The following is a 23,018-nucleotide window of genomic DNA, read 5'->3' as shown; positions in this document are numbered from 1 at the left end:
TCATCCTTTGATATAGCGTTTGTTATAGATGTCAGGACATCTCGTTCATTCGACAGTTGATTGAAAGGAGGCTGCGATGACAGATTCTCAGTCTCCCGGGCTCAATGACCTCACTACCGGAGCAGGTACGATCACTATCTCCCCGGGTGAAGAGCGAGAAGTTGATATTGAAATTAAAAAGAGCCACTTTCTGGGATACGCCACCCATGTAACAACGGAAGACGACGCGCGCGAGGTAATTGCGCGGCGTCGCCAAACCTATCCAGATGCCCGTCATCACTGCAGTGCCTTTGTCATTCGTAGTTCCGGGGCCCTGCCTATTTCACGAAGCAGTGATGATGGTGAACCCTCGGGAACAGCAGGCATGCCCATGTTGCGGGCAATCGAAGGTGAAAACCTCACCGACGTGTGTGTGGTTGTTACCAGATACTTTGGAGGAGTTCTCCTTGGCACCGGCGGACTGGTGCGCGCCTACACTCAAGCAACTCAGGAGACCCTGGCGGTATGCCCACTGGTGAAACGAGAAGTTTGGTATCTCTTTCAATGTCATCTTCAAGCTGCCATTGCAGGGGTGGTCAGCGCACAACTACACAGCGCTGGGGTGAGAGTCGATGACATTAACTGGGCAGTAGACGGCGCCACCTTCACTATCGCTCATCCGAGTGCTGACCCTACTGATCTTCACGCGCAACTAAGCGAAATGGCTCGACAAGACGTGGAATTGCAGTCCCAAGGATTCCGAGTCGTCAATGTCCCCTGCTGATCTCGCGTATCTCAATACGCCTCCACATTATGACGATGAGATAGTCCACTAGGAAATGAAGCGTTTCCCTCATCCTGACTGGGGCGGGAACTGTTTGCGTATCTTTTCATGGCGTTTTAGTCTTAACCCGCTCATTAATGCTCACGAGAGGAGAGTCGCGTGACCAACCACGCCGGACTGACTCGTGATGATCAGGTGCCCGCAGACGTCTTTATTCCTGCCGCCACCTGCCTGTGTGCCTGCAACTGTCGCTAGAGCGGCAGGCCACGAATCGTGCGCACCACATTCATCGTGATACTGCGCATGCCTGTTGCTCACCCCTGTTAGCGCACGTCTTGACTTCGTGAAAGAGATATCCCTATGACTTCCTACATTTCTGATGCCGAACTGGCCGCCACTAGCGCAGAAAACACCTTCACTAGCAGCGCCCCTGCCCTTGCCGATAACATCGCCGACCTTGTGGGTAACACACCATTGGTGCGTATCAACAAAATCGCAGGAGATAAAGCAACCGTCCTAGCGAAATTTGAGGCACTCAATCCCGGTCATTCTATTAAGGACCGCATTGCCCTGAACATCATCCGTACTGCTGAAGCAGCAGGTGTGCTTAAACCCGGTGGAACCATTATCGAAGCCACTAGTGGTAACACTGGTGTAGGACTGGCAGCGATGGGGGCAGCACTTGGCTACAAGGTCATTATCGCTATGCCCGAAACTATGAGTAAAGAACGTCGGGCACTCATGCGTGCCTTCGGAGCAGAACTTGAACTCACCGGTGAAGGGGGCATGGCAGGAGCTGTGGCGCGAGCCGAGGAAATTCACGAGGAAACTCCAAATTCTATCTTGGCCTCCCAGTTCTCCAACGCTGCGAATCCCGCAGCACACCGTGCATCCACGGCACTGGAAATCTGGGAGCAGACCGGCGGAAACATCGATGTGTTCGTTGCTGGTGTGGGCACCGGTGGAACCCTCAGTGGCGTAGGCAAGGTTCTTAAAGATAAGAATCCCGACATTCGTATCATTGGGGTGGAGCCTAGTGAGTCACCCTTGCTGAGCGCGGGAGAAGCTGGACCTCACAAAATTCAGGGTATTGGTGCCAACATCATCCCTGATGTGCTCGACCAGGATATTTATGACGAGATTCTTACAATCGAATCGGACCGTGCTATCGAATTTGCACGCCGTGCAGCCGCTGAAGAAGGCTTGCTTGTGGGGATTTCCTCTGGCGCTAACCTCGCCGCGGCAACTGAACTTGCTCAGCGTGAGGAGTTTACGGGTAAAACCATCGTGACCGTCATGCCTGATACTGGTGAGCGTTACCTCACCACCCCGTTGTTCAGTCATCTCATGGACGCCTAAGACCACGTAGACATCAGGAAGCAGATCCAGCATGAGCGCCAAACAACAAGTTCGTGGAGTCCGTAGCCTTCTTAGTTTTGCAGTCAAGCAAGTCGCTGATGTTGTAAGCCACGGGGTAGAGGTGGCTGAACATGTGGTTCACACCATGAGTGAAGACCTTGATACCGCGCAGCGGCGGGATCCTGCCGCGCGAACTAAAGCCGAAGTAGCCTTGCTTTACCCAGGAGTTCATGCTCTCTGGGTGCACCGTGCCGCTCATGAACTATGGAGCCACGGACACCACTTTAGTGCTCGAGCTCTTTCTCAAGCAGCGCGTGGATTAACGGGGATTGAGATTCATCCTGGGGCTACCATCGGGCGGCGTTTTTTCATTGACCACGGCATGGGGGTGGTCATTGGTCAGACGGCAGAGGTCGGCGATGACGTGCTCATGTTTCATGGCGTGACGCTTGGGGGAGTGTCCATGAATCCCGGGAAGCGTCATCCTACCGTCGAAGACGGTGTGACTATAGGTGCGGGAGCGAAAGTTCTCGGCCCGGTGACGTTGGAGGCTGGTTCAGTCATTGGCGCTAATGCTGTGGTGGTCAAGAACCTTCCCCAAGGTCACGTGGCCGTAGGCGTTCCAGGGCGCGTGCGCGACCCCAAGATTGACCGTGAACTCATGGCTGATCCGACACTGTATATCTAAGCGTTGGGTAGGTGTTTGCATGAGCGTTTGTAGTTTCAGAGTCGGAAGTTTCCGGAGGGGCCTATCTGCCCACTTGTACTGGAGTGTTCGAGATTTCTGAGTGATTCCTACAGATGAGATGAGGGAAACGAACTCATCAGACAATCTGTGAAGAACGAAAAAGCGAGGGGCTCGTCCTATTGGACAAGCCCCTCGCAAAAGGTCTTTATGGTGTCTCATTTACTTCATGATGCTCATGAAGCGCTTGGCACCCGCAAGAGTCAACAGTGATCAGGCCTCAACCTTGATCAGGCCGGTCTTGTAAGCCTTGGTCAGGCGGCGAGGCACGGTGACCTCACGACCATTCACCTTGATGGTCTGAAGAGCGGTGAGCTCTGCTTTCCACTGAGAACGGCGATTGCGGGTGTTGCTGCGGGACATCTTCCGCTTGGGAACTGCCATGAGCCCGCTCCTCTCGTAAAAGTCTTGAATCTGGACCGACGCCTACCCTATCGGTATCGCATAGAAGAACTCCAGCCAGGAGGGCTTTCATACGATGTGAGGTTCATCGCCGTCGGCAAAACCCCGCAAGCCTACCACAATGTCAAGCGACAAACCCTCCGTGATCATGCGCGAAGAGGTCATTGTGGTGCACACTTGGACTATGCGGATTCACCTAGCCTCCGATCATGCCGGATTCGACCTGAAAACCGAACTCTCAGCACATCTGACCAACCAAGGCCACGAGGTCATTGACCACGGTGCACTTACCTATGAGCCTCTCGATGACTACCCCACTATGTGTATCGCTTGCGGTGAAGCAGTAGTCCAGGATTTCGGCAGTCTCGGCATAGTGATTGGTGGCAGCGGTAATGGTGAACAAATTGCCGCAAATAAGGTGAGCGGTGTACGTGCAGCATTGGCATGGAATGAAGAAACCGCCCGGCTGGCTCGTCAACACAACAACGCTAATGTGGTGAGCATCGGTGCTCGTATGCATTGCCTTGAAGACGCATTGACTATTGTTGATGCCTTTATCGCTGAAGAGTTCTCTGAAGATGAACGCCACCAGCGTCGTATTAATCTTCTCGCCCAGTATGAGGCAGCCCGTGCCTGAAGGTGACGTTCTCCATCGCCTAGCTCAAGCTCTCGACGAACTATTCGGCCCCTCACGCCACTCTCAGTATCACGAAAAGCCTGCTCCGGTACACGTGTCCAGCCCTCAGGGGCGCTTCGCTGCCGGAGCCGAACTCATTGACTCGAACTACCTCACCGTTACCCAGGCTCATGGCAAGCATCTTTTCCTTGGTTTCACTCCCGAACCCTGGGACATAAGGAAAGGGTTCGTCCTGCCTTCACAAGAGAACTTTGATGAGAGCGATCTTACGTGGCTCCATATTCATCTTGGTCTCTATGGATCATGGGTTTTTGACGGAGACTCCTCTTTTATCGCTCCTCACTCCATCGGCGCTCCTCGTCGTCGTTTCGGTGAAGGTGGAGAAAAGGCGATTGGCTCGGACGGTAAACCACTGTCAGTGCCCGAGATTCAGGCAGGTTCGTCCCAACATCACGAATCTGCTGAGACTGACGCCGCGGCGTCAGAAACTTGGAACGCACCCCAACCGCGTGGACAGGTGCGCGTTCGCTTCGAAAGTGAGCACGGCGTAGCGGACCTTTCTGGCCCTAACCGCTGCCATATCGTGACCACGGACGAAAAACAGGCTATTCACCGCCGACTCGGTCCCGATCCGCTGGATCCCGGTAGTGATCCTTATGCGTTTGTCGACGCCGTGCGCTCCTCATCGCGTACCATCGCCCAGTTACTCATGGACCAGTCTGTTATCGCCGGGGTGGGTAACATCTACCGCGCAGAATCACTTCTACGCGCGCCAATCAGTCCTCATCGCCAAGGAAAAAACATTTCTGAGGCGCGGCTGAAGCGTTTATGGGATGACCTTGTTGGCCTCATGAATCATGGTGTGGACGTGGGGCGAATCGAAACTATTGAGTCAGAACACATTCCTGACCCATTACCGCCGGATGATGCAGCTGCTGCACGCTACTACGTCTACCACCGCACCGGGCGTGCCTGCCTTCTGTGCGGGACGATTGTGCAAAGCGCTCAAGTAGATGGTCGCACCCTTTATTGGTGCCCCGGCTGTCAAAACCGCTGATCGCTGAGTGACACATGACGTTCTTTTCTCATGTCAACGTCATTTCGTCGCTGATGAGGCTGTGGTGAGCGTTCAAAGCGTTCATATTCCTTGGGCTCGCCTTAGAGTAGGTGATGGCGCTTCTTGGCAAGGGGGCTCAGGGACAGCGGATATAAAAATCGGCGAACTACGCAGTAGTCCACCGATGGGATTGGTCGGGGCAGCGGGATTTGAACCCACGATCTCCTGCTCCCAAAGCAGGCGCGTTACCAAGCTACGCCATACCCCGAAACTCACGAGGAGTACACCGTTAAGCGGTGCGAAGAACACTGTACAAGATCAGAGAGCAAAATACGAACTCAAGTGTATGAAGCTATGAGAAAAACGGGAGGAGGAGGGGGATCGGACAACACTGCGATGACGAAAGTTAGGCTAATTAGTTTTCTCTGGGCTCCGCTCGTTACCATTCACAGCGTGAAAAAACCTGCATACGCCTCGCCGGGTTCCCGCTATTACCCTGTGCTTCTGACCGTGATGACGGTCGTGGTTATTCTGTCCAATATTGGAGCATCTAAGGGAGTCCAACTCGGCCCATTCGTCACCGATGGCGGCTTCTTCCTTTTTCCTCTGGCCTACATTTGTGGTGACATCATCACCGAAATTTACGGTTTTGCGGCAGCGCGAAAAGGGATCATCGTCGGATTCATCATGTCGTTCCTGGCAGTGATTTGCTTTCAGATCTTCATTTCTTTGCCCGGATTCACCGACGAATGGTCCCTGGCTCATAACGAGGCCATGGCAATGACATTGGGGCCTGTATGGCGCATCGTGGTGGCAGGACTACTCGGCTTTCTCGGTGGACAAATGACAAACTCCTTCATCATGGTCCATGGGAAAAAGCGCAACTTTGAATCACGTCTTATTCGGCGCTTGATGTCCTCGACCGGCGTTGGTGAAATTGTCGACACAGTGATCTTCTGTTCTATTGCTGCCTCCGTTATCGGTATTACGAGTGTTGGGCAGTTCCTTAACTACACCATGGTGGGTGCAGGGTGGAAGATTGCTGCCCAGTACGCGGTCATCCCGATCACCACTCGTGTGATTGCAGCGATTAAGAAGCGCGAGCCCTCGTATCAGATGCTCTGAGCGCAGTTGTTATACACCCCTCTGTGATGGACAGAGTCGCCGGACCAATGTGATTGGCATTGAAACATTGAGCGGCGAGTTCACCGAGACAGATTCTCGGGAACTCGCCGTCGCGTATTTTATGAGTGCTTATACCAGTGTGTCTTTCCCAGTATGGAGTGGAGGGAACGCGCTTGAGGGGCGTCACCGGAGGAGTTTTGTTTGCTACAGGCGTTAGAACTGAAGGCGTCCGCCGGTTGCGTAGTAGATGTTCATGAACTCGTCGCGGAATTCGTAGAAGCGGCCCTCTTTCATGGACTGGCGAATTGAGTCTACGAGGTGAACAGTCCAGTACTCGTTATGGATCGTGGCCAGCGTCGAGGCCAGCATTTCCTTCGCCTTAAACAAGTGATGGAGATACGCGCGCGTGTAATGCGTGCATGTATAGCACTCACATCCTTCTTCAAGAGGCTCGAAGGCCTTGCGGTGCTTGGACGTGTTGACGTTGTAACGGCCTTTATTTGTATAAATAGCAGCGTTGCGGGCTACGCGGGAGGGGTTGACGCAATCGAAAGTGTCAGCACCCATCTCGCAGGCGGCAAAGAGATCATCAGGCTCAGAGATGCCGAGTAGGTGACGAGGCTTGTCCTTGGGGAGTTCCTGGGCGCACCAGCCCACGATTTCTCCTAAGCGTTGCTTTTCAATGGCCCCGCCTAAGCCGAAACCATCGAACATCTGGCCGTTGATGCACATGGAGGAGAGATCTTGACATGCTTTGCGACGAAGATCCTCGTACTGGGCACCCTGGATCACGCCGAACAATGCTTGGTAAGGGCGGTGCTCACGTTCGATGCTCAGACGACGATGCTCAGCTAGACACCGCTCAGCCCACAGGCGAGTACGTTCGAGTGAATTCTCCTGATAGGTACGGGTATGTGCGAGAGTTGTTAACTCATCAAAAGCAAACATGATGTCAGCACCAAGGTGGTGCTGAATCTGGAGGGAGACTTCTGGGGTGAAACGGTGTTTGGAACCGTCGAGAGGGCTGGTGAACCACACACCGTCGTCATCGACATAAGCTTGACGGGTCTTACCCTCAGCTAGGACGTCATCTGTTTGCAGGCCGGTGGTGTCCATGGCCAGGACTTTTTTGAATCCTGAGCCGAGACTCATCACCTGAAAACCTCCGGAATCAGTGAAAGTGGGGCCGTCCCAGTTCATGAATCGTCCTAGGCCGCCGGCTGCATCGACGATTTCTGGGCCGGGCTGGAGATAGAGATGGAAAGCATTGGCCAAAGTAGCTTGTGCGCCTAAATCTCTGACACTTTCAGGCAGAACCGCCTTAACCGTTGCTTTGGTGCCTACCGCGATGAATGCAGGGGTTTCCACTGTGCCATGAGGCGTGGTGATCACACCAGTGCGTCCCAGCCCATTGTCGAGTTCTGAGGTCACTTCAAAATCGAAGGTGCTCTGCTGGGGGAGTGGTACGTGGTCAGTAATCGACATCTGGAAGAACAACTCACTTCATCAAGGACGAGGCTGACGGTTCCTATGGCAGCGCTATGGCGCTGCCATTCGAAATTGTGGCGCTCGTCAGGCGGTTAAAGGCTAGGTAGGAGATGAGGAGGCTTAGGTGACGTAGCCTCTATACCTCGCGTAAATAGCCAGTCACAGTATAAGTGAGGGGTGGGGAGCCGCTATTGCGTGGCTCCCCACCCCTTAGTCGTTGGTGACATCGAAAGACATCACCGCGTCATAAGTTGACATTAACGACGCTGGCTTAAGTACCAGGTCACCAATGCTGCGGTAGACGAATCTTGGGATTCAAGAGCCGCAGAATCTCCCATCACAGCAGGGGCAATCTGCAGAGCAAGTTTCTTGCCCAACTCCACACCCCACTGATCGAAGGAATCGATGCCCCACACTACGCCTTCAACAAAGGTAATGTGCTCGTAGAGGGCAATGAGTTCACCTAAGACTCGGGGAGACAATTCCTGAGCCATGATGGATGTGGTGGGACGATCGCCAGTGAATACGCGGGCGGGAACGATTTCCTCAGGAGTTCCTTCTGCGCGGACTTCATCGGCAGTCTTGCCGAAAGCGAGAGCTGCGGTCTGAGCGAAGAAGTTGGACAGGAACAGAGCGTGAACGTCGGTTTCGCCGTCGGTTAGCGGGTGTGCCGGGGTAGCGAAAGCAATGAAATCGCTGGGGATGAGTCGCGTTCCCTGGTGAATTAACTGGTAGAAGGCATGTTGACCGTTGGTGCCGGGTTCGCCCCAGAAAATCTCGCCGGTGTCGCAGGTGACGGGAGTGCCATCGAAACGCACACCCTTACCGTTGGATTCCATGGTGAGCTGCTGTAGGTAGGCAGGGAAGCGATGAAGGTACTGAGAGTAGGGGAGTACCGCGTGTGAGTGTGCCTTATAGAAATTGACGTACCAGACGTTGAGCATGCCCATGAGGACTGGGACGTTCTGTTCGAGGGGTGTCGAAGCGAAGTGCTCGTCAATGGCGCGGAAGCCGGAGAGGAACTCGTAGAAGCGTTCGGGGCCGAAAGCGATCATGAGAGACAGACCAATGGCACTGTCTACGGAGTACCGACCGCCAACCCAGTCCCAGAAGCCAAAGGCGTTATCGGGGTTGATACCAAATTCTGCGACCTTATCCAGCGCGGTGGAGACGGCCACGAAGTGCTTGGTCACGGCGTCTGCTTCGGAAGCGTTCTCGAGTGCACCTTGCTCTTTAAGGGTGCTGAGTAGCCACTGGCGAACCAGACGAGCGTTCGTCATGGTTTCCAGGGTGGTGAAGGTTTTGGAAGCGACGATGACGAGTGTGGTTTCAGGATTGAGGCCGGCGGTCTTTGTGGCGGCGTCGGTGGGGTCAATGTTGGAGATGAAGCGGCACTCCAAGCCTTCCTGCTTGTAGGGTTTGAGTGCTTCGTACACCATGACGGGGCCAAGGTCGGATCCGCCGATACCAATGTTGATGATGGTTTCGATCTTCTTGCCGGTTACGCCAACCCATTCGCCGCTGCGAACCTTGGTGGCGAAAGCGCTCATGGAATCGAGGACCTCGTGAACGCCGGGAACAACGTTCTCTCCGTCGACGAGAACTTCGTCGCCTTTTTCGCGGCGGAGGGCCGTGTGGAGGACTGCTCGGTTCTCGGTGACGTTGATTTTTTCGCCGCGCAGCATGGCGTCACGACGATCTTCCAGACCAACTTCACGAGCTAACTCAATGAGGGCGTCGCGGACATCATTAGTCAGGAGGTTCTTTGACAGGTCAACGTGAAGGTCGGCTGCATCAACGGTGAAGCGCTCAGCGCGCTGAGGATCCTCAGCAAACCAAGAGCGCAGGAGTCCGGATTTGCCGGACAGTGTGGAATGAATATCAGACAGCTTCTGCCAAGCGGAGGTGGCAGTGGGGTCAATGGGAGAACTCATGGCTCTACTCTATGGCAAGCGTCGCGCCTGGGGTATTGATGGGGCCTGCGGAGTTGGTTTCGGAGGATGCTGCGGACGAAGGGGAGAGGAATTTATACTGGCTATATGGCGAGGATCAACTATGCGAAGGCCGGCAGTGTTCTTACTGTTATCGTGTCGATGTTCGTCGCAGCGTTTGTGACCTACTGGGTGTTTGACCGGCCGCAGATTCATCCTGGCGCGGTGATGATTAGTAACGCTGCGCTGGTTGGCTTTTATTTTTTAGTGCGCGGACGGATCCCTGCTGGGCTAGGTGTGCGTCCTGTTCTTCTCGACGCCGCGTTGGCAGTGTTTCTCGGCGTCGCTTTTTTGTGTACCGAGGAGTTTTACGATTCGCGCATCTCAGGAAGCATCGTGCGGCTTGTGTGGATTTTCGGGGCAGCGATGTTGCTCAGTGCGTATTTTGATCGCCGGTTTCCTAAGGAAGATGCGAAAATTAATAAGAGTTAAACAAATATCGGCTCTTAGCATAATAACTGTACTTATGAAGTAATAGTCTTTACAATATAGGTGTCAACAAAGAAATCCAGAGCGTTGTTGTTCTTGAACTTATAGATTCCTATGAGTCAACGCAATGGTGAAAGAAGGACATCATGACTGTGAACCCCGTAGTCGCCGAAGCAATGCAGCAGGCCGTTGTTGATCTGAACGCTCTTGCTCTTCAGGGCAAGCAGTTGCACTGGAACCTGCAGGGAAAAAACTTCCTCTCCCTCCACGAACAACTCGATACCGTCGTTGATTTCGCCCGCACCTCATATGACGAATTTGCTGAGCGTCTTGTCGCCATCGGCGGTAGCCCTGATGCTCGCGCCAACACCATCGCCGAATCTGCCGTCCTCAGCCCCTTGCCTTCTGGCTACATTCAGGTCAGCGATGCTTACGAAATCTTCGAAGGCGCGCTCATGGCAGTGTCTGAAGAGATGAAGAAGCATATTGACGGTGTTGATGAAGTCGACCACCTCAGTGCTGATCTGCTGATCTCCACTGCTCGTGAACTTGAAAAGACGGCTTGGATGCTTCGTGCAGAGATGGGTCGTCTTGGCTGACAGTTGACTTTGGCTGGTTGGCAGTTCCTCGCTTGAATGGCGATGGACGTGTTGACCGTTTGAACTTGAGGTGTGGGGTGACGAAAACATTGTTTTCCTCACCCCACACTTTTGTGTTGTCGGTAAGAACTGCTGAAGTTGAGTGCGAAATCTTGTGAAGGTGGTTGCTTACTGCGATGACCGGTGGTGCATCTGCCAGCGGTGATAAAGAGACGTTCGTCGGGGGAAACTGAATCTCAACGTTGCTCATGAATGTGCATAGTTTCCTATGCGCGGCATACAGATGCTTCGTGGAAGTAACTCATTAAAGAGGTCAGTTCGCAGAAACTCTAACAACTTCGTCTTGAGGAGCGGCACTGAAAAATGTTAGTGCTGAGACGAGAAGGTGATTTCAACATTCATATCGGGATCAACTGCGTGAATAATTGATTTGTAGTAATCCTTAGCTTGGTCTTCAAGCATCTGACGGTTGTTGTCGATTTGCATCTGCATTTCGCCTGAACTCAACACTGCGGTGACAACTTCGGCAGCATCAATGTCCGGCGTGGCGAAACTGAGAATGCCATTGTCTTCAGCGATGGTCTGGAACTTTTCATCGCTATGGCCGATAAAAATAAAATCCGGGACGTGAATGCGCACATGTTTGGGATCGACCTGCTCGATTTGGACATCTTTGCCCTCGAATCCTAGTTTGGCGCGGTAACTGTATTGAAGAAAATGTGTTTTCTTACTTCCCGGAATCTCAAATCCGAAGAATTGTCCCGATGACTCCTGCGAGCGGATTCCCTGAATCCCTAAACTCGCTAGTACCACCTGGTTCTCCGTTCGTACGGCATCAATAATCTGGGTGTCTGTTGCCTGGCTATTCGTTGTAAAGGTGACAAAGCCTGCCTTTTCACCAATGTAGAAAGCGCCTACGACTAATGCGAGTACGACGGTTGCGCTCACGATGATTCTGATCAGAAAACGTTTCATCAATTCAGTCCTTTGAAGAATCTGGGGAAAAGGGGCAAGAGTGCGGTTGGAGGAGAGTGAGAGCTATGACTCCCGAACATGAACCCTATTCTCTGTCTGGTTGATACGGTAGCGATAGATGGGAATCGAAATGATGGAATAAAGGAGCCGGCATGCCGAAGGGGATTCGTGGAGTGTCGCGCAAGATGCTGTCAGGAAAAGGTAAAGGGCTTGGTCTCCTCCTCGCCACTGTCGCCCTTGATCATGCAAAGACGTTGGCATCTGACCCTGAGCGTCTGTCCAAGGTCATGGAGACTGTGAATCCGCAGGAGCGCCTCTCTACGATGCAGAAGGCGATACAGGAACGCAAGGAACGGCATCGCGAATCTGTTCTTGCGAATGTGGAAGAAGTGCTCCGCCAGATCGATATAACAATTGACGAGCAGCATGTGGGTGTCACCGATGAACATGAGGTGGGACGCTGGCGTGAAGAGATCGCCTCACTACGCTCGGCAATTCCTCTGGTTCGCGTGAGTCAGGGCAAGGCATGGAAAATCAAGGAGAAGAAACTTCTCCAGCGCGCCAACGACCTTCTCGATTCTGTGTTCGAGGTGACAACAGGACTGTAAGCGTTCTCCTACACCTCGCCGTTTACGGGCTTTAACTCCCAGCAGCAAATAAAAAATCCCGCACCATCGTGGTGATGGTGCGGGGTTTTCGTGGATGCTTTCTAGACAATTTGGATACATGGGAGCGCCCTGACGAAATCGCTCTTGTGTGCGCTCTTTCGCCTGATAGCAAGGGAAAGGGACATTTGCTCAGTCCGACAGGAATCGATCGCTGTGGTCATATCGCAATCACTCAGTGGTGCGTGGCGTACGGATACGAAATAAACGACCCATTTGAGCGGGATGGCCACTGCTTGCGTTTCGGGGTTTGCCGATCTGTGCTACATCTCTTTTACTCTTTGAAAAGCTTGTGGTAGATAAAATTTTAGATAGCGTTGCATGTAGAGAGAATTAGGGTCGTCCCAATGGCGATCTTTTTCTGCTTCAATGAACTCTACAGCTTGAGATTGTTGGCTCATCAATGCTAGCAGCAATGGATATTTTTCTCTCTCAATACCCATGACGGGTTCCCCATCATCACTCAAATCCGCAGGGGTTAGGGCTGCATGAATGTACTGAACATTGGCATTTTTGAAGTATGTTTCATAATGACTGGCCAGCAAAGAAACGACCGGTTCAATGTTGAAATCTGTTTGTCCTTCTGTCTAGATATCAAAAATCGGATCTACCGTTGAGATTCCAGCAAGCAGGTAGAGAGGTTTAAGCGTGGTAGACGAAATATACCCTTTAGGCGGTTGCGAAATTTCAACATACAAATTTTCCAACGGAATGTATGTTAGATGTAGATTGACATGTGCAGAAATTAGGCCACTTCTTCTTTGGTGGGCCAATTGAAAACTGACCATACCGTTGTAATCATCGGATATAGAAAGTGTGGAAATCAGCCCGTAATCTCTTTTCTTTTTGAACCCCAGGGCATTGAGGGCTGGCAACAACTTTTCGCTCACAGATTTTGAAACGTTTTTGAATTGATGCGTTTAAATACCTCAATGATCAATGATCATGTTAAACTTTTCGATTGAAACTCCGGACACTAGTCCTACCATATTCACATTTTTGCCGGCCAGCATCCCACCACCGTATATACCCTCACAGTAAAAACTGAGGAGAGGTTACAGTTTGTGCAATTTATTCTAAATAGTTATTGCATTTGATATTTGATTGCCCAACTAGCTGCCTTAAAAACATACTCTTGTGAATTAATGACCACACCATATCGCAACTCACCTTGTACCCCAAAACGTTCGTCGAGAATAAAAACATTATCAACTAAAGCGTAAAGTCCATCGGGTTGCGTGCAAGAAGAATTTACACTAACCACTTGACCTATTACCTCTACCTCAGACTGTTTATTTATGCCAACGTTAAACCTTGCATCATTACCGTGCTTACAATGTTCTAGGTAATCAACTGTTTTAAAATGAAGTAGCGGTATCTTCTTAGGGTTTGTTATTGTAGAAATCTCATTATCTTTAAGAATTTTGGCAAGCCAAAGATCGCCTTCCAGTCCAGAGTGTAACGATTGCTGATGTTCATATAATTCGACTATCTGTTCACAGAGTGACGTACTCATCCACTCTGCATAGTAATTAACGGAAAGATTTACTTGTTCACACAGTGCACCTAATGCTAAATCGCAATCAATCGGGGCATCTAAAGTATATAAATCTTTCGTGTAGATATGGTTTACCTCAGCAAAACCGCCATAAACCATGATTGCAATATAAAATAGATTTTTCTCGATCGACTTCGAATCTATCGTTGCAGAATTTTTATCATATGTGCTCCCACCCCAAATCATCCAGTAGTCCGATGGCAGCATAAGTATTGTTTCGAGGTAACTTCCTGGATTTGGTGCCGCCACTTTAAAATACATTTGCTCCCCATCATTTGACATGAACTTTTAGCGCCTTACCTGGAATGTGTCCATTAAGTTCTTGCATTAGGCTTAAATCTATAGTCAAACCACCAGATTTTGACGTTTTTCGCAATCCAAGGGTTATCTGATCTTCAATTCCGTGTACATGTTCAAATTTAGGGCCCCATGCGCCTGACACTTCCGGATGCCCAAAAGTCCATCTGTCATATAGATTGCGTAATGTTAGTTCATCATCGACTACTCTAACGTGAGGTTGCTTTCCTTTGGGGAGGTTACCCCACTCTGTTATAACTGATTCGCCCTGGGTTTTGTTCCGATCCATGACCTGAGAGGATCTGAACATAACCAGCAAATACACGCCTGATATGCGAGCTAAGGCAGTGCGTCTGGCTGAGGAAGGCATCAGCAAAGAAAAATGCAGCATCGATGCTGCCTGTAGGGAGGCACCCCCCCCACGATTGGGGTTTCACCCCCACACGCTGCGTAACTAGCTCAAAGCATCCAGAGCAACACATCAGCCCACCAAAGAGATGAGCTGTTACGAGTTGGCTGCCGAAGTGAAGGAACTACGTGCCAAACTGTCTGAAATGCAGCGAGCCAACGAGATTTTGAAAGCGGCATCGGCTTTTTCCCAGCAGAACTCTCCCGTCCCGGCCCACGATGATCCGCTTTATCGATGAACACAAGGATCGTTACGGGGTCGAGTTGATTTGCCGGACACTACGTGAACACCTCAAAGGCAGGTTCATCACCTCGCGTGCTTACCAGTACGCCAAGACCAGGCCGCCTAGCGCCCGCACTATTCGTGATGATCAAGCAGGTGCATGAGGACAACTACAGCGTCTACGGCGCGGTCAAACTTACCCAAGCCCTACGTCGTGAAGGCTGGCACCTGGGAAGTGACCAGGTGGCGCGTTTGATGAAGATCGCTGGTATTCGTGGGGTGATCCGTGGTCGGGGCGTGAAAACCACCCTCTCTCGCGGCGGCAAGGATGATCGCCCGGATCTAGTCAAGCGTCAGTTGCGTGCTGATGGCCCTAACCAGTTGTGGGTGGCTGACATTACCTATGTGCGTGTACGCACGGGGTTTGTGTACACGGCTTTCGTCACGGACGTGTTTAGTCGCAGGATCATGGGGTGGGCTGTGGCTGTGCGTACCTCCATGAAAACAGAGGCTTTGCCTCTAGAGGCGCTTAATCATGCCTTAGCGTGTGCTACTGGGGACATGAGCCAGTTGGTGCATCACAGTGATCGTGGCAGCCAGTACGTATCCCATCTCTACACTGAGCGTCTGCGACAGCAGGGAATCAAACTTTCTGTTGGGACAACAGGTGATTCTTACGATAACGCCATGGCTGAGAGTGTCAATGGCCTATACAAGACCGAGTTGATTTATTCGCGGTAGTGGAACAGTGCTTTTGAGGTGGAGTATGAGACGATGAGCTGGGTTCATTGGTGGAACACTAAGCGTCTTCACGGTGAACTTGGTTTATGTATACCCCAGGAGGTGGAAGAGGAGTATTATGCCGATGACACCGCCCGGGTGTTAGCGACCCAATGACGGAACAAAACCCAGGACGAATCACTTCGTCAGTGATTACGGCCCCTACATTGCAGCATTAGGACTGGTAGCAGGAGCTGCACTGATAGGCGGTCCGATAGGGGCTGGAATCGCAGTCGGTTTAGTTCTCGGTGCAGGCTTCTCTGCTGGAGGACAATACTTAACTACCGGGAAAGTAGACTGGCGACAAGTCGCAACAGACGCCACCATCAGCGGAATCGCAGGAGGCATTGGCGGTGGAGTCGGTTTAGGTTTAAGCAAACAAGGATTTACCGGCGTAATAACACTGCTAGCTGCTGGAGCAGCGGAAGGTTCAACCACGGGCGTAATCGGTTACGCGACTACGCCCGGGCCGCACACGGCACGTGGTATATTCAAGCCGCGACAGTCAATGGTGCAGTTGGCGCTTTAACCGGATATGCAGGCGCAAATTTTAGCAAGTTGACCAGCAAAGTCTCACAATTCACCGAAAAACTAAACCTGAAACACTTTTCTTTTAATAACTTATCCGAGCAAGAACTCGGAAACTTGAAGCCTACCGAAACTGTTTGGCCGTCGAATGGTGGCGCCTTGGGTGAATGGAGAATAAAAACGCTGGAGCCTGGTGAATTGATAGATCGATATGGCTTTCCGGGCGGAAAACATGTGTCGCCGAAAGGCGTGGCTTTTGAACAAAGGGCCTTACCGCCAGATACGAATCTGACTAACTATCATGTTTATGAAGTAGTGAATTTATTTCAAGTAGAGGAGTCGATTGTTGCTCCATGGTTCGGGCAACCAGGCGGAGGAATTCAGTACAGATTGAATGAGAGCGTCAAAGAATTGCTAGACTATAATTTCTTAAGGGAAATCGAATGAATATTCAAGCATTGAAGAACTTGATAGATTTGCACAGTAAGTTTAGGCAGTCGTATTCAATTAATGAGGGTATAAAAGAAAACGCGCTCATACTAAACAAGGATGAAAACGGTTTATTCTGCGTATTTTATTTTGAACGGGGAGAAATTCAGTGGTGTAAGAAATTTTCTTCCGAAGACGAAGCTTGCGACTTTTTTTTAGCGCAGTTCAAATTTTATGAAAAAATAACACTATGAATGAATGGTTATCTGTGCGGATATTGCTCGCTAATATACTTCGAATCTGGAGCCACCTTGCACTATCAGTTTCTTCTTCTATCTTGACTACCATGTCTTAAATGTGCGTTTGTAAACCCCGAAACGCAAGCAGTGGCCAACCTGTCAAACCGGGTCGCTTATTTTGTATCGACGAACTAAGCGCTACTAGGTGACTGCAGTATAACTATAGCGACCGATTCCCGTCGGACTGAGCAAGTGGCCCTTTCCCTTGATATCAAGCGAAAATGCCCATACGAAAGCGGTTTCGCTAGGGCTTCATCTTGTATCCAAATTAGTCAACAAGTGGAGCGAGTGACGGGAATCGAACCCGCACTATCTGCTTGGAAGGCAGAGGCTCTACCATTGAGCTACACTCGCGAGGCAATTGCGAACAACTGCATCGGTGCATGAGCATAGCGTGCCGATGGGTGATCTGTCTATTTGCGTCGTCGTCGCACGGGTCACGTTAGTGTTTGCTTTGCTCCGTAGAATTGCCTTATGCCGTCTTACCGCTCTTTTCTCACTATTGGTCTCCTTGAGCCAGGCGTTGCTCCAGGCGTGGTCCATCTGACGGTGTGCGACGCGGTGCGCGAGTGCACGGCGGTGGAGTCCTGGGATGTCTCCGTGCGTCGAGGGGTTCCTGTTCTCACTGTGCGTTTTACGGGAGACGATGATGCTCATGCCAGGAGTATTCACGATGTCGCACGCTCCAGTTTGCGGGGAATTGCTCAGGTAACTGCTAGTGGCCTGTCGTGCGTGGAGCACGGAAAGAACCGTTTTCTTTCCTGAACTTTCGAGAAAAATCTGCCGGTCTTCACCTGTCGGGTAGATCCTGTTGAACCTGCAGGCGGGAGGCGGGGTCTAATGGGTGCGCGTTGGCGAATTAAACGGGCCTGACGTGGTGAGCAGAGCCCGATTTATCTGTGGCGCTGGCAAGCTCACAGAATTGCCGTTTCGCCCTAATGGCATGGGTGTTTTAGGATAAGGGGGATTGGCGCCGTCCAGGTGCCCGCCGGATCGTAGCGATTTTCGTGCTGCGCACTCCAGCGCATCGTGCCCCTATTCGTCCATTACTGGAGTAAACCCCGTGAAGACCACTGTTGAGAACCTTGACCCCACACGCATCAAGTTGAGCGTTGAGGTCCCCTATGAGACGTTGGCGCCCGCCATCGATGCTGCTTACAAGGAGATTGGTTCCCAGATTCAGGTGCCCGGTTTCCGTAAGGGCAAGGTGCCTGCCCCCGTTATTGATCAGCGTGTTGGCCGTGCTGCTGTACTTGATCGCGCCATCAACCAGATGATGCCCGAGCTTTACCGTGATGCGATGGTGCAAGCGGATCGTGTTCCCATGCTCCAGCCTGAGGTGGAAATCGCCGATGCTCCCAACCTCGTTGGCCCTGCCGGTGGTGATCTCTCTTTCACTGCTGAGGTCACTGTCCGCCCTGTTTTCGAGTTGCCTAGCGTTGAAGGCACCGAGCTCACCGTTGACGCTGTTGAGGTCACCGATGAAGACGTCGATGCAGAACTCGAAAATCTCCGTGGTCGCTTCGCTTCTTTGAAGAATGTCACCCGCAAGGCTAAAACTGGCGATTTCGTCACCATTGACCTCAAGGCCGAAATTGACGGCGAAGAGGTTGACTCCGCTTCCGGCATTTCCTACGAAATCGGCAAGGGCAACATGCTCAAAGGCCTGGACACCGCATTGCGTGGACTCAAAGCTGGCGAGTCCGCCACCTTCTCCACCCAACTCGCTGGTGGCCCCCACGAAGGTGAAGACGCAGAAGTTACCGTGACCGCTACCGCCGTCAAGCAGCGTGACCTTCCTGAGGCTGATGATGACTTCGCTCAGGAAGCCTCCGAGTTCGACACTATCGCTGAACTGCGTGAGTCCCTCAAGGATCAGGTCCGTGAGACCAAGGCCGCTGATCAGGCTGTTGCCGCACGCGACCTCCTCCTTGACGAACTCCTTAGCAAGGTCGAATTCGACGTTCCTTCTGATGTTGTTAAGGCAGAAATCGACAAGCACCTCCAGGCCACCGGCAAGTCCGGCGATGAAGATGCCGCCAAGGAACTCGAAGAGGACATGACTAAGGGTGTTCGCGAGCAGATCCTGCTCGACGTTCTGGCTGAAGACCTCGAGGTTCAGGTCGAGCAGGGCGAACTCATTGAGTTCCTCTTCCAGACCGCACAGCAGTACGGCATGGAGCCCGGCCAGTTCATGCAGGGCGCACAGCGTGCAGGCCAGATCCCTGCATTTGTTGCAGAGATCGCCCGTAACAAGTCCCTCGCCATGGCACTTCGCCAGGTTAAGGTCACTGATTCTGCAGGCAACGATGTGGACCTCACACCTTTCGTCGGTTCCGATGAGCAGGATGCTGCTGCGCTCGTCGAGCAGGTTGAGGCTGCCGCCAAGGCTGCTGCCGCTCAAACCGAGGCTGACGACGCCGAGTGAGCACTTTTCGGCCACCTCACTAGTGAGTGTGGCTGGAAAATGCCGAGGCTAAAGGCTCGGACAATCTTTCGTAGGAGTGAGGGGTCAGTGAAAACTGGCCCCTTGCTCGTGCGCCATGAGCGGAACGAGCGTGGTCGAGTACCGTTGTTATCTTGGTTGCGCGTTAGTCTGGATACAGATCAACCGTGGAGAGGACACTCGTGGATCTTTACACCCCTGCCGGTATGAGTCCGGCATTATCTGAAGGCGCAGCATCAAGCCTTGGCTTGACTGACTCCATTTACAACCGCCTGCTCAAGGAACGCATTATCTGGCTCAGCAGTGAAGTTCGTGATGACAACGCGAATGCTATCTGCGCCCAGATGCTTCTTCTTGCTGCGGAAGATCCTGAGCGTGACATTTTCCTGTACATCAACAGCCCTGGTGGTTCCGTGACTGCGGGTATGGCCATCTATGACACGATGCAGTACGTGGAACCTGACGTGTGCACCGTGGCCACCGGTATGGCGGCCTCCATGGGACAGCACCTGCTAACTTCAGGTGCCAAGGGTAAGCGCTACATCACTCCCCATGCTCGTGTGCTGATGCATCAGCCCAGCGGTGGTGCGGGTGGTAGCGCAACTGATATCCGTATTAATGCTGACCTCATCATCAAGATGAAGCATGAACTGGCTGAAATTACCGCAGCTAACACCGGACACACGGTGGAAGAAATCATTGCTGACTCTGATCGTGACCATTGGTTTAGCGCTCAGGAAGCGCTCGAATATGGTTTTGTAGACCACATTGTTCGTAGCGCTCGCGAAATTAATGACAAGAAGGGTGATCGCTGATGAGTTCAACCGCCCCCTACTTTGAGGCAGCAGCCCGTCAGATGCCCCAGGCTCGGTACGTTCTTCCCCAGTTTGAAGAGCGCACTGCCTATGGCTTCAAGCGTCAAGATCCCTACGCAAAACTCTTCGAAGACCGCATCGTCTTCATGGGGGTTCAGGTTGATGACGCTAGCGCCGATGACATCATGGCTCAGTTGCTGGTTCTCGAGTCTCAGGATCCTGACGGCCTGATCACCATGTATATCAACAGTCCCGGTGGCTCCTTCACTGCATTGACCGCTATCTACGACACGATGCAGTACATCAAGCCTCAGGTTCAGACGGTGTGCCTCGGTCAGGCTGCTTCTGCTGCTGCTGTGCTCTTGGCTGCTGGGAGTCCTGGAAAGCGTTTGGCGCTGCCTAACGCCCGCGTGCTCATCCACCAGCCTGCCATGGAAGGAATGCGCGGTCAGGCTAGTGACATCGAAATTGTTGCTAACGAAATTGATCGTATGCGTGCATGGCTTGAGGACACTTTGGCGTCCCACACTGGCCAGGATATTCAACGTGTTCATAAGGACCTGGAGCGTGACACCATCCTCACCGCTCCGATGGCTCTGGACTACGGCATTGTTGACCAGGTGCTTGAATCCCGTAAGGCCCCACCTTCACCTCACTCCAGTTGACACGTGTGGTGATACGGACTGAATCGGCGAATGATTTTGCTTTGTGTACCGGTGAGCATTGGTGATTGTCTCAATAGGGAATGACTGTCTAGTGCTGAAGTAATACATGACCTTGGTGGGGGTCCCGCTCCTTTGGAGCGGGACCCCCACCGTCGTTTTGCTCTGGTTGTTTTCGTAAGACCAGGTTCTTGGCCATTGGGAAAACGGCGCGCCGGGGGAGGGCTGCTTCAGCCGACATCTGCTGTTCACGCCGTAGGCTAGCGGGGCTAGCACGTATGCAAGTAATGGAGAGTGATACCGGTGGCCCGAACCGCAGAGAGTGTGGACCTACTGAAGTGTTCCTTCTGTGGCAAGAGTCAGAAACAGGTCAAAAAACTTATCGCAGGCCCTGGGGTATACATCTGCGATGAATGCATCGATCTGTGCAATGAAATTATCGCCGAGGAACTCACTGATTCCTCCACCGCCACTGATGTTTCTTTGCCTAAGCCTTTAGAAATCTTCGAATTTCTTAACCAGTATGTGATCGGTCAGGAAAAGGCTAAGCGCGCACTGGCGGTGGCTGTATATAACCACTACAAGCGTGTTCATGTGCGTGAACGCACTGTGGGTCAGAACGCTGAAACCCCGGAACTAGGCAAGTCCAACATTCTTCTCCTTGGCCCTACAGGCACAGGTAAAACCCACCTCGCCCGCACGTTGGCCAAGATGCTCGACGTCCCCTTCGCCATTGTTGATGCCACCGCTCTGACCGAAGCCGGCTACGTGGGTGAGGACGTTGAAAACATTCTCCTCAAACTCATCCAGGCTGCTGACGGTGACGTGACCCGTGCGCAGCGTGGCATCATCTACGTCGACGAAATCGACAAGATTGGACGCAAGTCTGAAAACCCTTCAATCACCCGCGATGTGTCCGGTGAAGGCGTGCAGCAGGCACTGTTGAAAATCATCGAAGGAACTGTCGCCTCTGTCCCTCCGGGCGGTGGCCGCAAGCATCCGAATCAGGAATTCGTGGAGATCGATACCTCCAACATCCTCTTCATCGCTGCCGGTGCATTTGCGGGCATCGAAGATATTGTCAAGGCCCGTCACCGTAAGGAAACTGGCGCACAGATCGTCGGCTTTGGGGCCTTGCTGGATACGGACCAAGTCAACCCCTTCTCCTCAGGTGTACGTCCTGAAGACTTGCGTAAGTTCGGCTTGATTCCTGAGTTTATTGGTCGCCTCCCCGTGATCGCCACTGTTGAGCACCTCGGCGAAGATGACCTTGTTCGCGTCATGACTGAGCCCAAGAACTCGCTAGTCTCCCAGTACCAGTACCTTTTTGCTCTCGACGGCGTGGAACTTGAATTCACGGACGATGCAGTGCGAGAAATTGCTCGCCTCGCCCTTGAACGTGAAACTGGTGCTCGTGGCCTAGCCTCCATTGTGGAAGAGATCCTTGGGCCGATTATGTTTGAGGTTCCCTCTCGGCCGGAGATTGGTCGTGTAGTGATTTCAGGCGCCGTGGTCCGTGGTGAAGAACAGCCTCACACTGATCAAGGCACTGGACGATTGGCTGCAACCGGTGCTCAACGGTCCAAGAGCGCCTAAGTTCTCGCGCGCACTAATGTCACAGTAGGCTAGTGTCATGACACATTCTGACGCGCGCCTACCCCAGCCCCCTGGTGTCCCACCACAACTCGCTCACTATCGAGCAACCATCGACAATCTCGATGCTGCATTGGTTCACATGCTTGCTGAGCGTTTCCGCTGCACCCAACAGGTAGGCGTACTTAAAGCAGAACTTGACCTCCCCGCGTCAGACCCTCAACGTGAAGCGGCCCAGATCGAGCGTCTACGCGCACTGGCAGAAGACTCTGGACTGGACCCTGTCTTCGCTGAGAAGTTCTTTGCTTTTATCGTCGAAGAAGTCATCCGTCACCACAACCACATCAAGTCTGAAGCCCAGTCAGACTCTCAGGCTGACTGACCTCCGTGTGAACTGGGGACGCTGATACGCTCCTACGGCTGTCGTTTCCTCATCCTGCCCCTGCTATATACATCAGGTCAGTTCAGACCGTGATGTTGTGAGTTCACACCGTGAGGTGATCGAATTCGCCAGAGCAAAACACTTCGCCGCGCCGTCACTGCCAGGACTTCGCGTCGGACTGTTCGCTGAGAGAAGTCACACCCCTGCGAACTAGCCCAACGGCACATAGCCCCCATATACTCCAAGCACTATAGGCATTGACCCGGCTATCACCGGTGAGCCTTCGGGAAGAACAGAATCATTCTCATCTCTATCCCATGCTCGCTAGAGCAGGGGAGAAGCAGAGCAAAATTCTCAGTAGAA

At 52.4% G+C, this 23,018-nt stretch carries 24 protein-coding genes, 2 tRNA genes and 1 pseudogene; 18 read left to right on the top strand and 9 right to left on the bottom strand.

What is annotated here, in order from left to right; translation table 11 throughout:
• Positions 1–76: 76 nt before the first annotated feature.
• The 3 genes from A9753_RS05320 (at position 77) to epsC (ending at position 2,810) form a co-directional block, all read left to right on the top strand.
• On the top strand, positions 77–763 hold the full coding sequence (locus A9753_RS05320; RefSeq protein ID WP_067781461.1) for an IMPACT family protein: 687 nt from the start codon (positions 77–79) through the stop codon (positions 761–763).
• Between the two features lie 360 nt (positions 764–1,123).
• Positions 1,124–2,122: a cysteine synthase A gene (gene cysK / locus A9753_RS05315; protein WP_083090332.1), complete on the top strand. Its 999-nt coding sequence runs from the start codon at positions 1,124–1,126 to the stop codon at positions 2,120–2,122.
• A gap of 145 nt (positions 2,123–2,267) precedes the next feature.
• Entirely contained in the window at positions 2,268–2,810 is a 543-nt protein-coding gene (gene epsC, locus A9753_RS05310; protein WP_067782253.1) for a serine O-acetyltransferase EpsC, read from the top strand.
• A gap of 270 nt (positions 2,811–3,080) precedes the next feature.
• Here the strand turns inward: epsC and rpmF are convergent, their stop codons facing one another.
• On the bottom strand, positions 3,081–3,251 hold the full coding sequence (rpmF, locus tag A9753_RS05305) for a 50S ribosomal protein L32 (protein WP_067781458.1): 171 nt from the start codon (positions 3,249–3,251) through the stop codon (positions 3,081–3,083).
• 202 nt (positions 3,252–3,453) lie between these two features.
• Between rpmF and A9753_RS05300 the strand changes: the two genes are divergently transcribed.
• The gene (locus A9753_RS05300; RefSeq protein ID WP_067782250.1) at positions 3,454–3,906 is read left to right on the top strand and encodes a ribose-5-phosphate isomerase; all 453 of its coding nucleotides are present in this window, start codon (positions 3,454–3,456) and stop codon (positions 3,904–3,906) included.
• Entirely contained in the window at positions 3,899–4,963 is a 1,065-nt protein-coding gene (locus A9753_RS05295; RefSeq protein ID WP_067781454.1) for an Fpg/Nei family DNA glycosylase, read from the top strand. Before A9753_RS05300 ends, A9753_RS05295 begins: the two co-directional genes overlap by 8 nt.
• Before the next feature lie 191 nt (positions 4,964–5,154).
• Here A9753_RS05295 and A9753_RS05290 read toward each other — a convergent pair.
• Positions 5,155–5,231 (bottom strand) — tRNA-Pro (locus A9753_RS05290).
• A gap of 185 nt (positions 5,232–5,416) precedes the next feature.
• Between A9753_RS05290 and A9753_RS05285 the strand changes: the two genes are divergently transcribed.
• On the top strand, positions 5,417–6,088 hold the full coding sequence (locus A9753_RS05285; protein WP_245637375.1) for a queuosine precursor transporter: 672 nt from the start codon (positions 5,417–5,419) through the stop codon (positions 6,086–6,088).
• Between the two features lie 213 nt (positions 6,089–6,301).
• Here the strand turns inward: A9753_RS05285 and tgt are convergent, their stop codons facing one another.
• Positions 6,302–7,573: a tRNA guanosine(34) transglycosylase Tgt gene (gene tgt, locus A9753_RS05280; RefSeq protein ID WP_067781450.1), complete on the bottom strand. Its 1,272-nt coding sequence runs from the start codon at positions 7,571–7,573 to the stop codon at positions 6,302–6,304.
• A 260-nt stretch (positions 7,574–7,833) separates the two neighbouring features.
• Positions 7,834–9,510, bottom strand: a complete 1,677-nt coding sequence (pgi, locus tag A9753_RS05275; RefSeq protein WP_067781447.1) for a glucose-6-phosphate isomerase — start codon at positions 9,508–9,510, stop codon at positions 7,834–7,836.
• A 66-nt stretch (positions 9,511–9,576) separates the two neighbouring features.
• Between pgi and A9753_RS05270 the strand changes: the two genes are divergently transcribed.
• Together A9753_RS05270 and A9753_RS05265 are read left to right on the top strand one after the other, a co-directional pair.
• A complete protein-coding gene (locus A9753_RS05270; protein ID WP_176702743.1) occupies positions 9,577–9,999 on the top strand; it encodes a hypothetical protein in 423 nt (140 codons plus the stop codon).
• A gap of 143 nt (positions 10,000–10,142) precedes the next feature.
• The gene (locus A9753_RS05265) at positions 10,143–10,595 is read left to right on the top strand and encodes a Dps family protein (RefSeq protein WP_067781440.1); all 453 of its coding nucleotides are present in this window, start codon (positions 10,143–10,145) and stop codon (positions 10,593–10,595) included.
• A gap of 366 nt (positions 10,596–10,961) precedes the next feature.
• On the opposite strand, the gene A9753_RS05260 is transcribed toward A9753_RS05265, so the two are convergent.
• A complete protein-coding gene (locus A9753_RS05260) occupies positions 10,962–11,543 on the bottom strand; it encodes a hypothetical protein (protein WP_141673326.1) in 582 nt (193 codons plus the stop codon).
• Positions 11,544–11,722: 179 nt separating this feature from the next.
• Here A9753_RS05260 and A9753_RS05255 point away from each other — a divergent pair, with 179 nt between their 5' ends.
• Entirely contained in the window at positions 11,723–12,178 is a 456-nt protein-coding gene (locus tag A9753_RS05255; RefSeq protein ID WP_067781433.1) for a hypothetical protein, read from the top strand.
• A 320-nt stretch (positions 12,179–12,498) separates the two neighbouring features.
• Here A9753_RS05255 and A9753_RS09810 read toward each other — a convergent pair whose 3' ends face one another.
• The 3 genes from A9753_RS09810 to A9753_RS09640 form a co-directional block, all read right to left on the bottom strand.
• Entirely contained in the window at positions 12,499–12,780 is a 282-nt protein-coding gene (locus A9753_RS09810) for a hypothetical protein (protein WP_067781430.1), read from the bottom strand.
• Positions 12,781–13,319: 539 nt separating this feature from the next.
• Positions 13,320–14,075, bottom strand: coding sequence for a hypothetical protein (locus tag A9753_RS05245; RefSeq protein ID WP_067781427.1), 756 nt, complete (start codon positions 14,073–14,075; stop codon positions 13,320–13,322).
• On the bottom strand, positions 14,065–14,481 hold the full coding sequence (locus A9753_RS09640) for a hypothetical protein (protein WP_141673322.1): 417 nt from the start codon (positions 14,479–14,481) through the stop codon (positions 14,065–14,067). Before A9753_RS09640 ends, A9753_RS05245 begins: the two co-directional genes overlap by 11 nt.
• Here A9753_RS09640 and A9753_RS10175 point away from each other — a divergent pair.
• The 3 genes and pseudogenes from A9753_RS10175 (at position 14,399) to A9753_RS09795 (ending at position 16,712) form a co-directional block, all read left to right on the top strand.
• Positions 14,399–15,618 (top strand): annotated as a pseudogene (locus A9753_RS10175) (IS3 family transposase). The gene A9753_RS09640 and the pseudogene A9753_RS10175 overlap by 83 nt on opposite strands.
• A gap of 441 nt (positions 15,619–16,059) precedes the next feature.
• Positions 16,060–16,476 (top strand): TNT domain-containing protein, encoded by a 417-nt coding sequence (locus A9753_RS09800; RefSeq protein WP_067781424.1) that lies wholly within the window; start codon positions 16,060–16,062, stop codon positions 16,474–16,476.
• Positions 16,473–16,712, top strand: a complete 240-nt coding sequence (locus tag A9753_RS09795) for a hypothetical protein (protein WP_067781421.1) — start codon at positions 16,473–16,475, stop codon at positions 16,710–16,712. Before A9753_RS09800 ends, A9753_RS09795 begins: the two co-directional genes overlap by 4 nt.
• A 325-nt stretch (positions 16,713–17,037) precedes the next feature.
• Here the strand turns inward: A9753_RS09795 and A9753_RS05225 are convergent.
• Positions 17,038–17,111: transfer RNA gene (locus A9753_RS05225), tRNA-Gly, on the bottom strand.
• Positions 17,112–17,231: 120 nt separating this feature from the next.
• On the opposite strand from A9753_RS05225, the gene A9753_RS05220 reads away from it, so the two are divergent.
• From A9753_RS05220 to A9753_RS05195, 6 genes are all read left to right on the top strand, one after another.
• Positions 17,232–17,522, top strand: coding sequence for a hypothetical protein (locus A9753_RS05220; protein ID WP_067781418.1), 291 nt, complete (start codon positions 17,232–17,234; stop codon positions 17,520–17,522).
• A gap of 298 nt (positions 17,523–17,820) precedes the next feature.
• Positions 17,821–19,185, top strand: a complete 1,365-nt coding sequence (gene tig, locus A9753_RS05215) for a trigger factor (RefSeq protein ID WP_067781415.1) — start codon at positions 17,821–17,823, stop codon at positions 19,183–19,185.
• A 224-nt stretch (positions 19,186–19,409) separates the two neighbouring features.
• Positions 19,410–20,018: an ATP-dependent Clp protease proteolytic subunit gene (locus A9753_RS05210; RefSeq protein ID WP_067782244.1), complete on the top strand. Its 609-nt coding sequence runs from the start codon at positions 19,410–19,412 to the stop codon at positions 20,016–20,018.
• A complete protein-coding gene (locus tag A9753_RS05205) occupies positions 20,018–20,683 on the top strand; it encodes an ATP-dependent Clp protease proteolytic subunit (RefSeq protein ID WP_067781413.1) in 666 nt (221 codons plus the stop codon). The genes A9753_RS05210 and A9753_RS05205 overlap by 1 nt, the downstream gene beginning before the upstream one ends.
• 300 nt (positions 20,684–20,983) lie before the next feature.
• A complete protein-coding gene (clpX, locus tag A9753_RS05200; protein ID WP_067781409.1) occupies positions 20,984–22,276 on the top strand; it encodes an ATP-dependent Clp protease ATP-binding subunit ClpX in 1,293 nt (430 codons plus the stop codon).
• 37 nt (positions 22,277–22,313) lie between these two features.
• Positions 22,314–22,655, top strand: a complete 342-nt coding sequence (locus A9753_RS05195; protein WP_067781406.1) for a chorismate mutase — start codon at positions 22,314–22,316, stop codon at positions 22,653–22,655.
• The last annotated feature ends 363 nt before the right edge of the window (positions 22,656–23,018 follow it).

The organism is Actinomyces vulturis (assembly GCF_001687305.1).
Taxonomy (GTDB): domain Bacteria; phylum Actinomycetota; class Actinomycetes; order Actinomycetales; family Actinomycetaceae; genus Actinomyces; species Actinomyces vulturis.
This window is presented reverse-complemented; position numbering and strand designations above follow the sequence as displayed.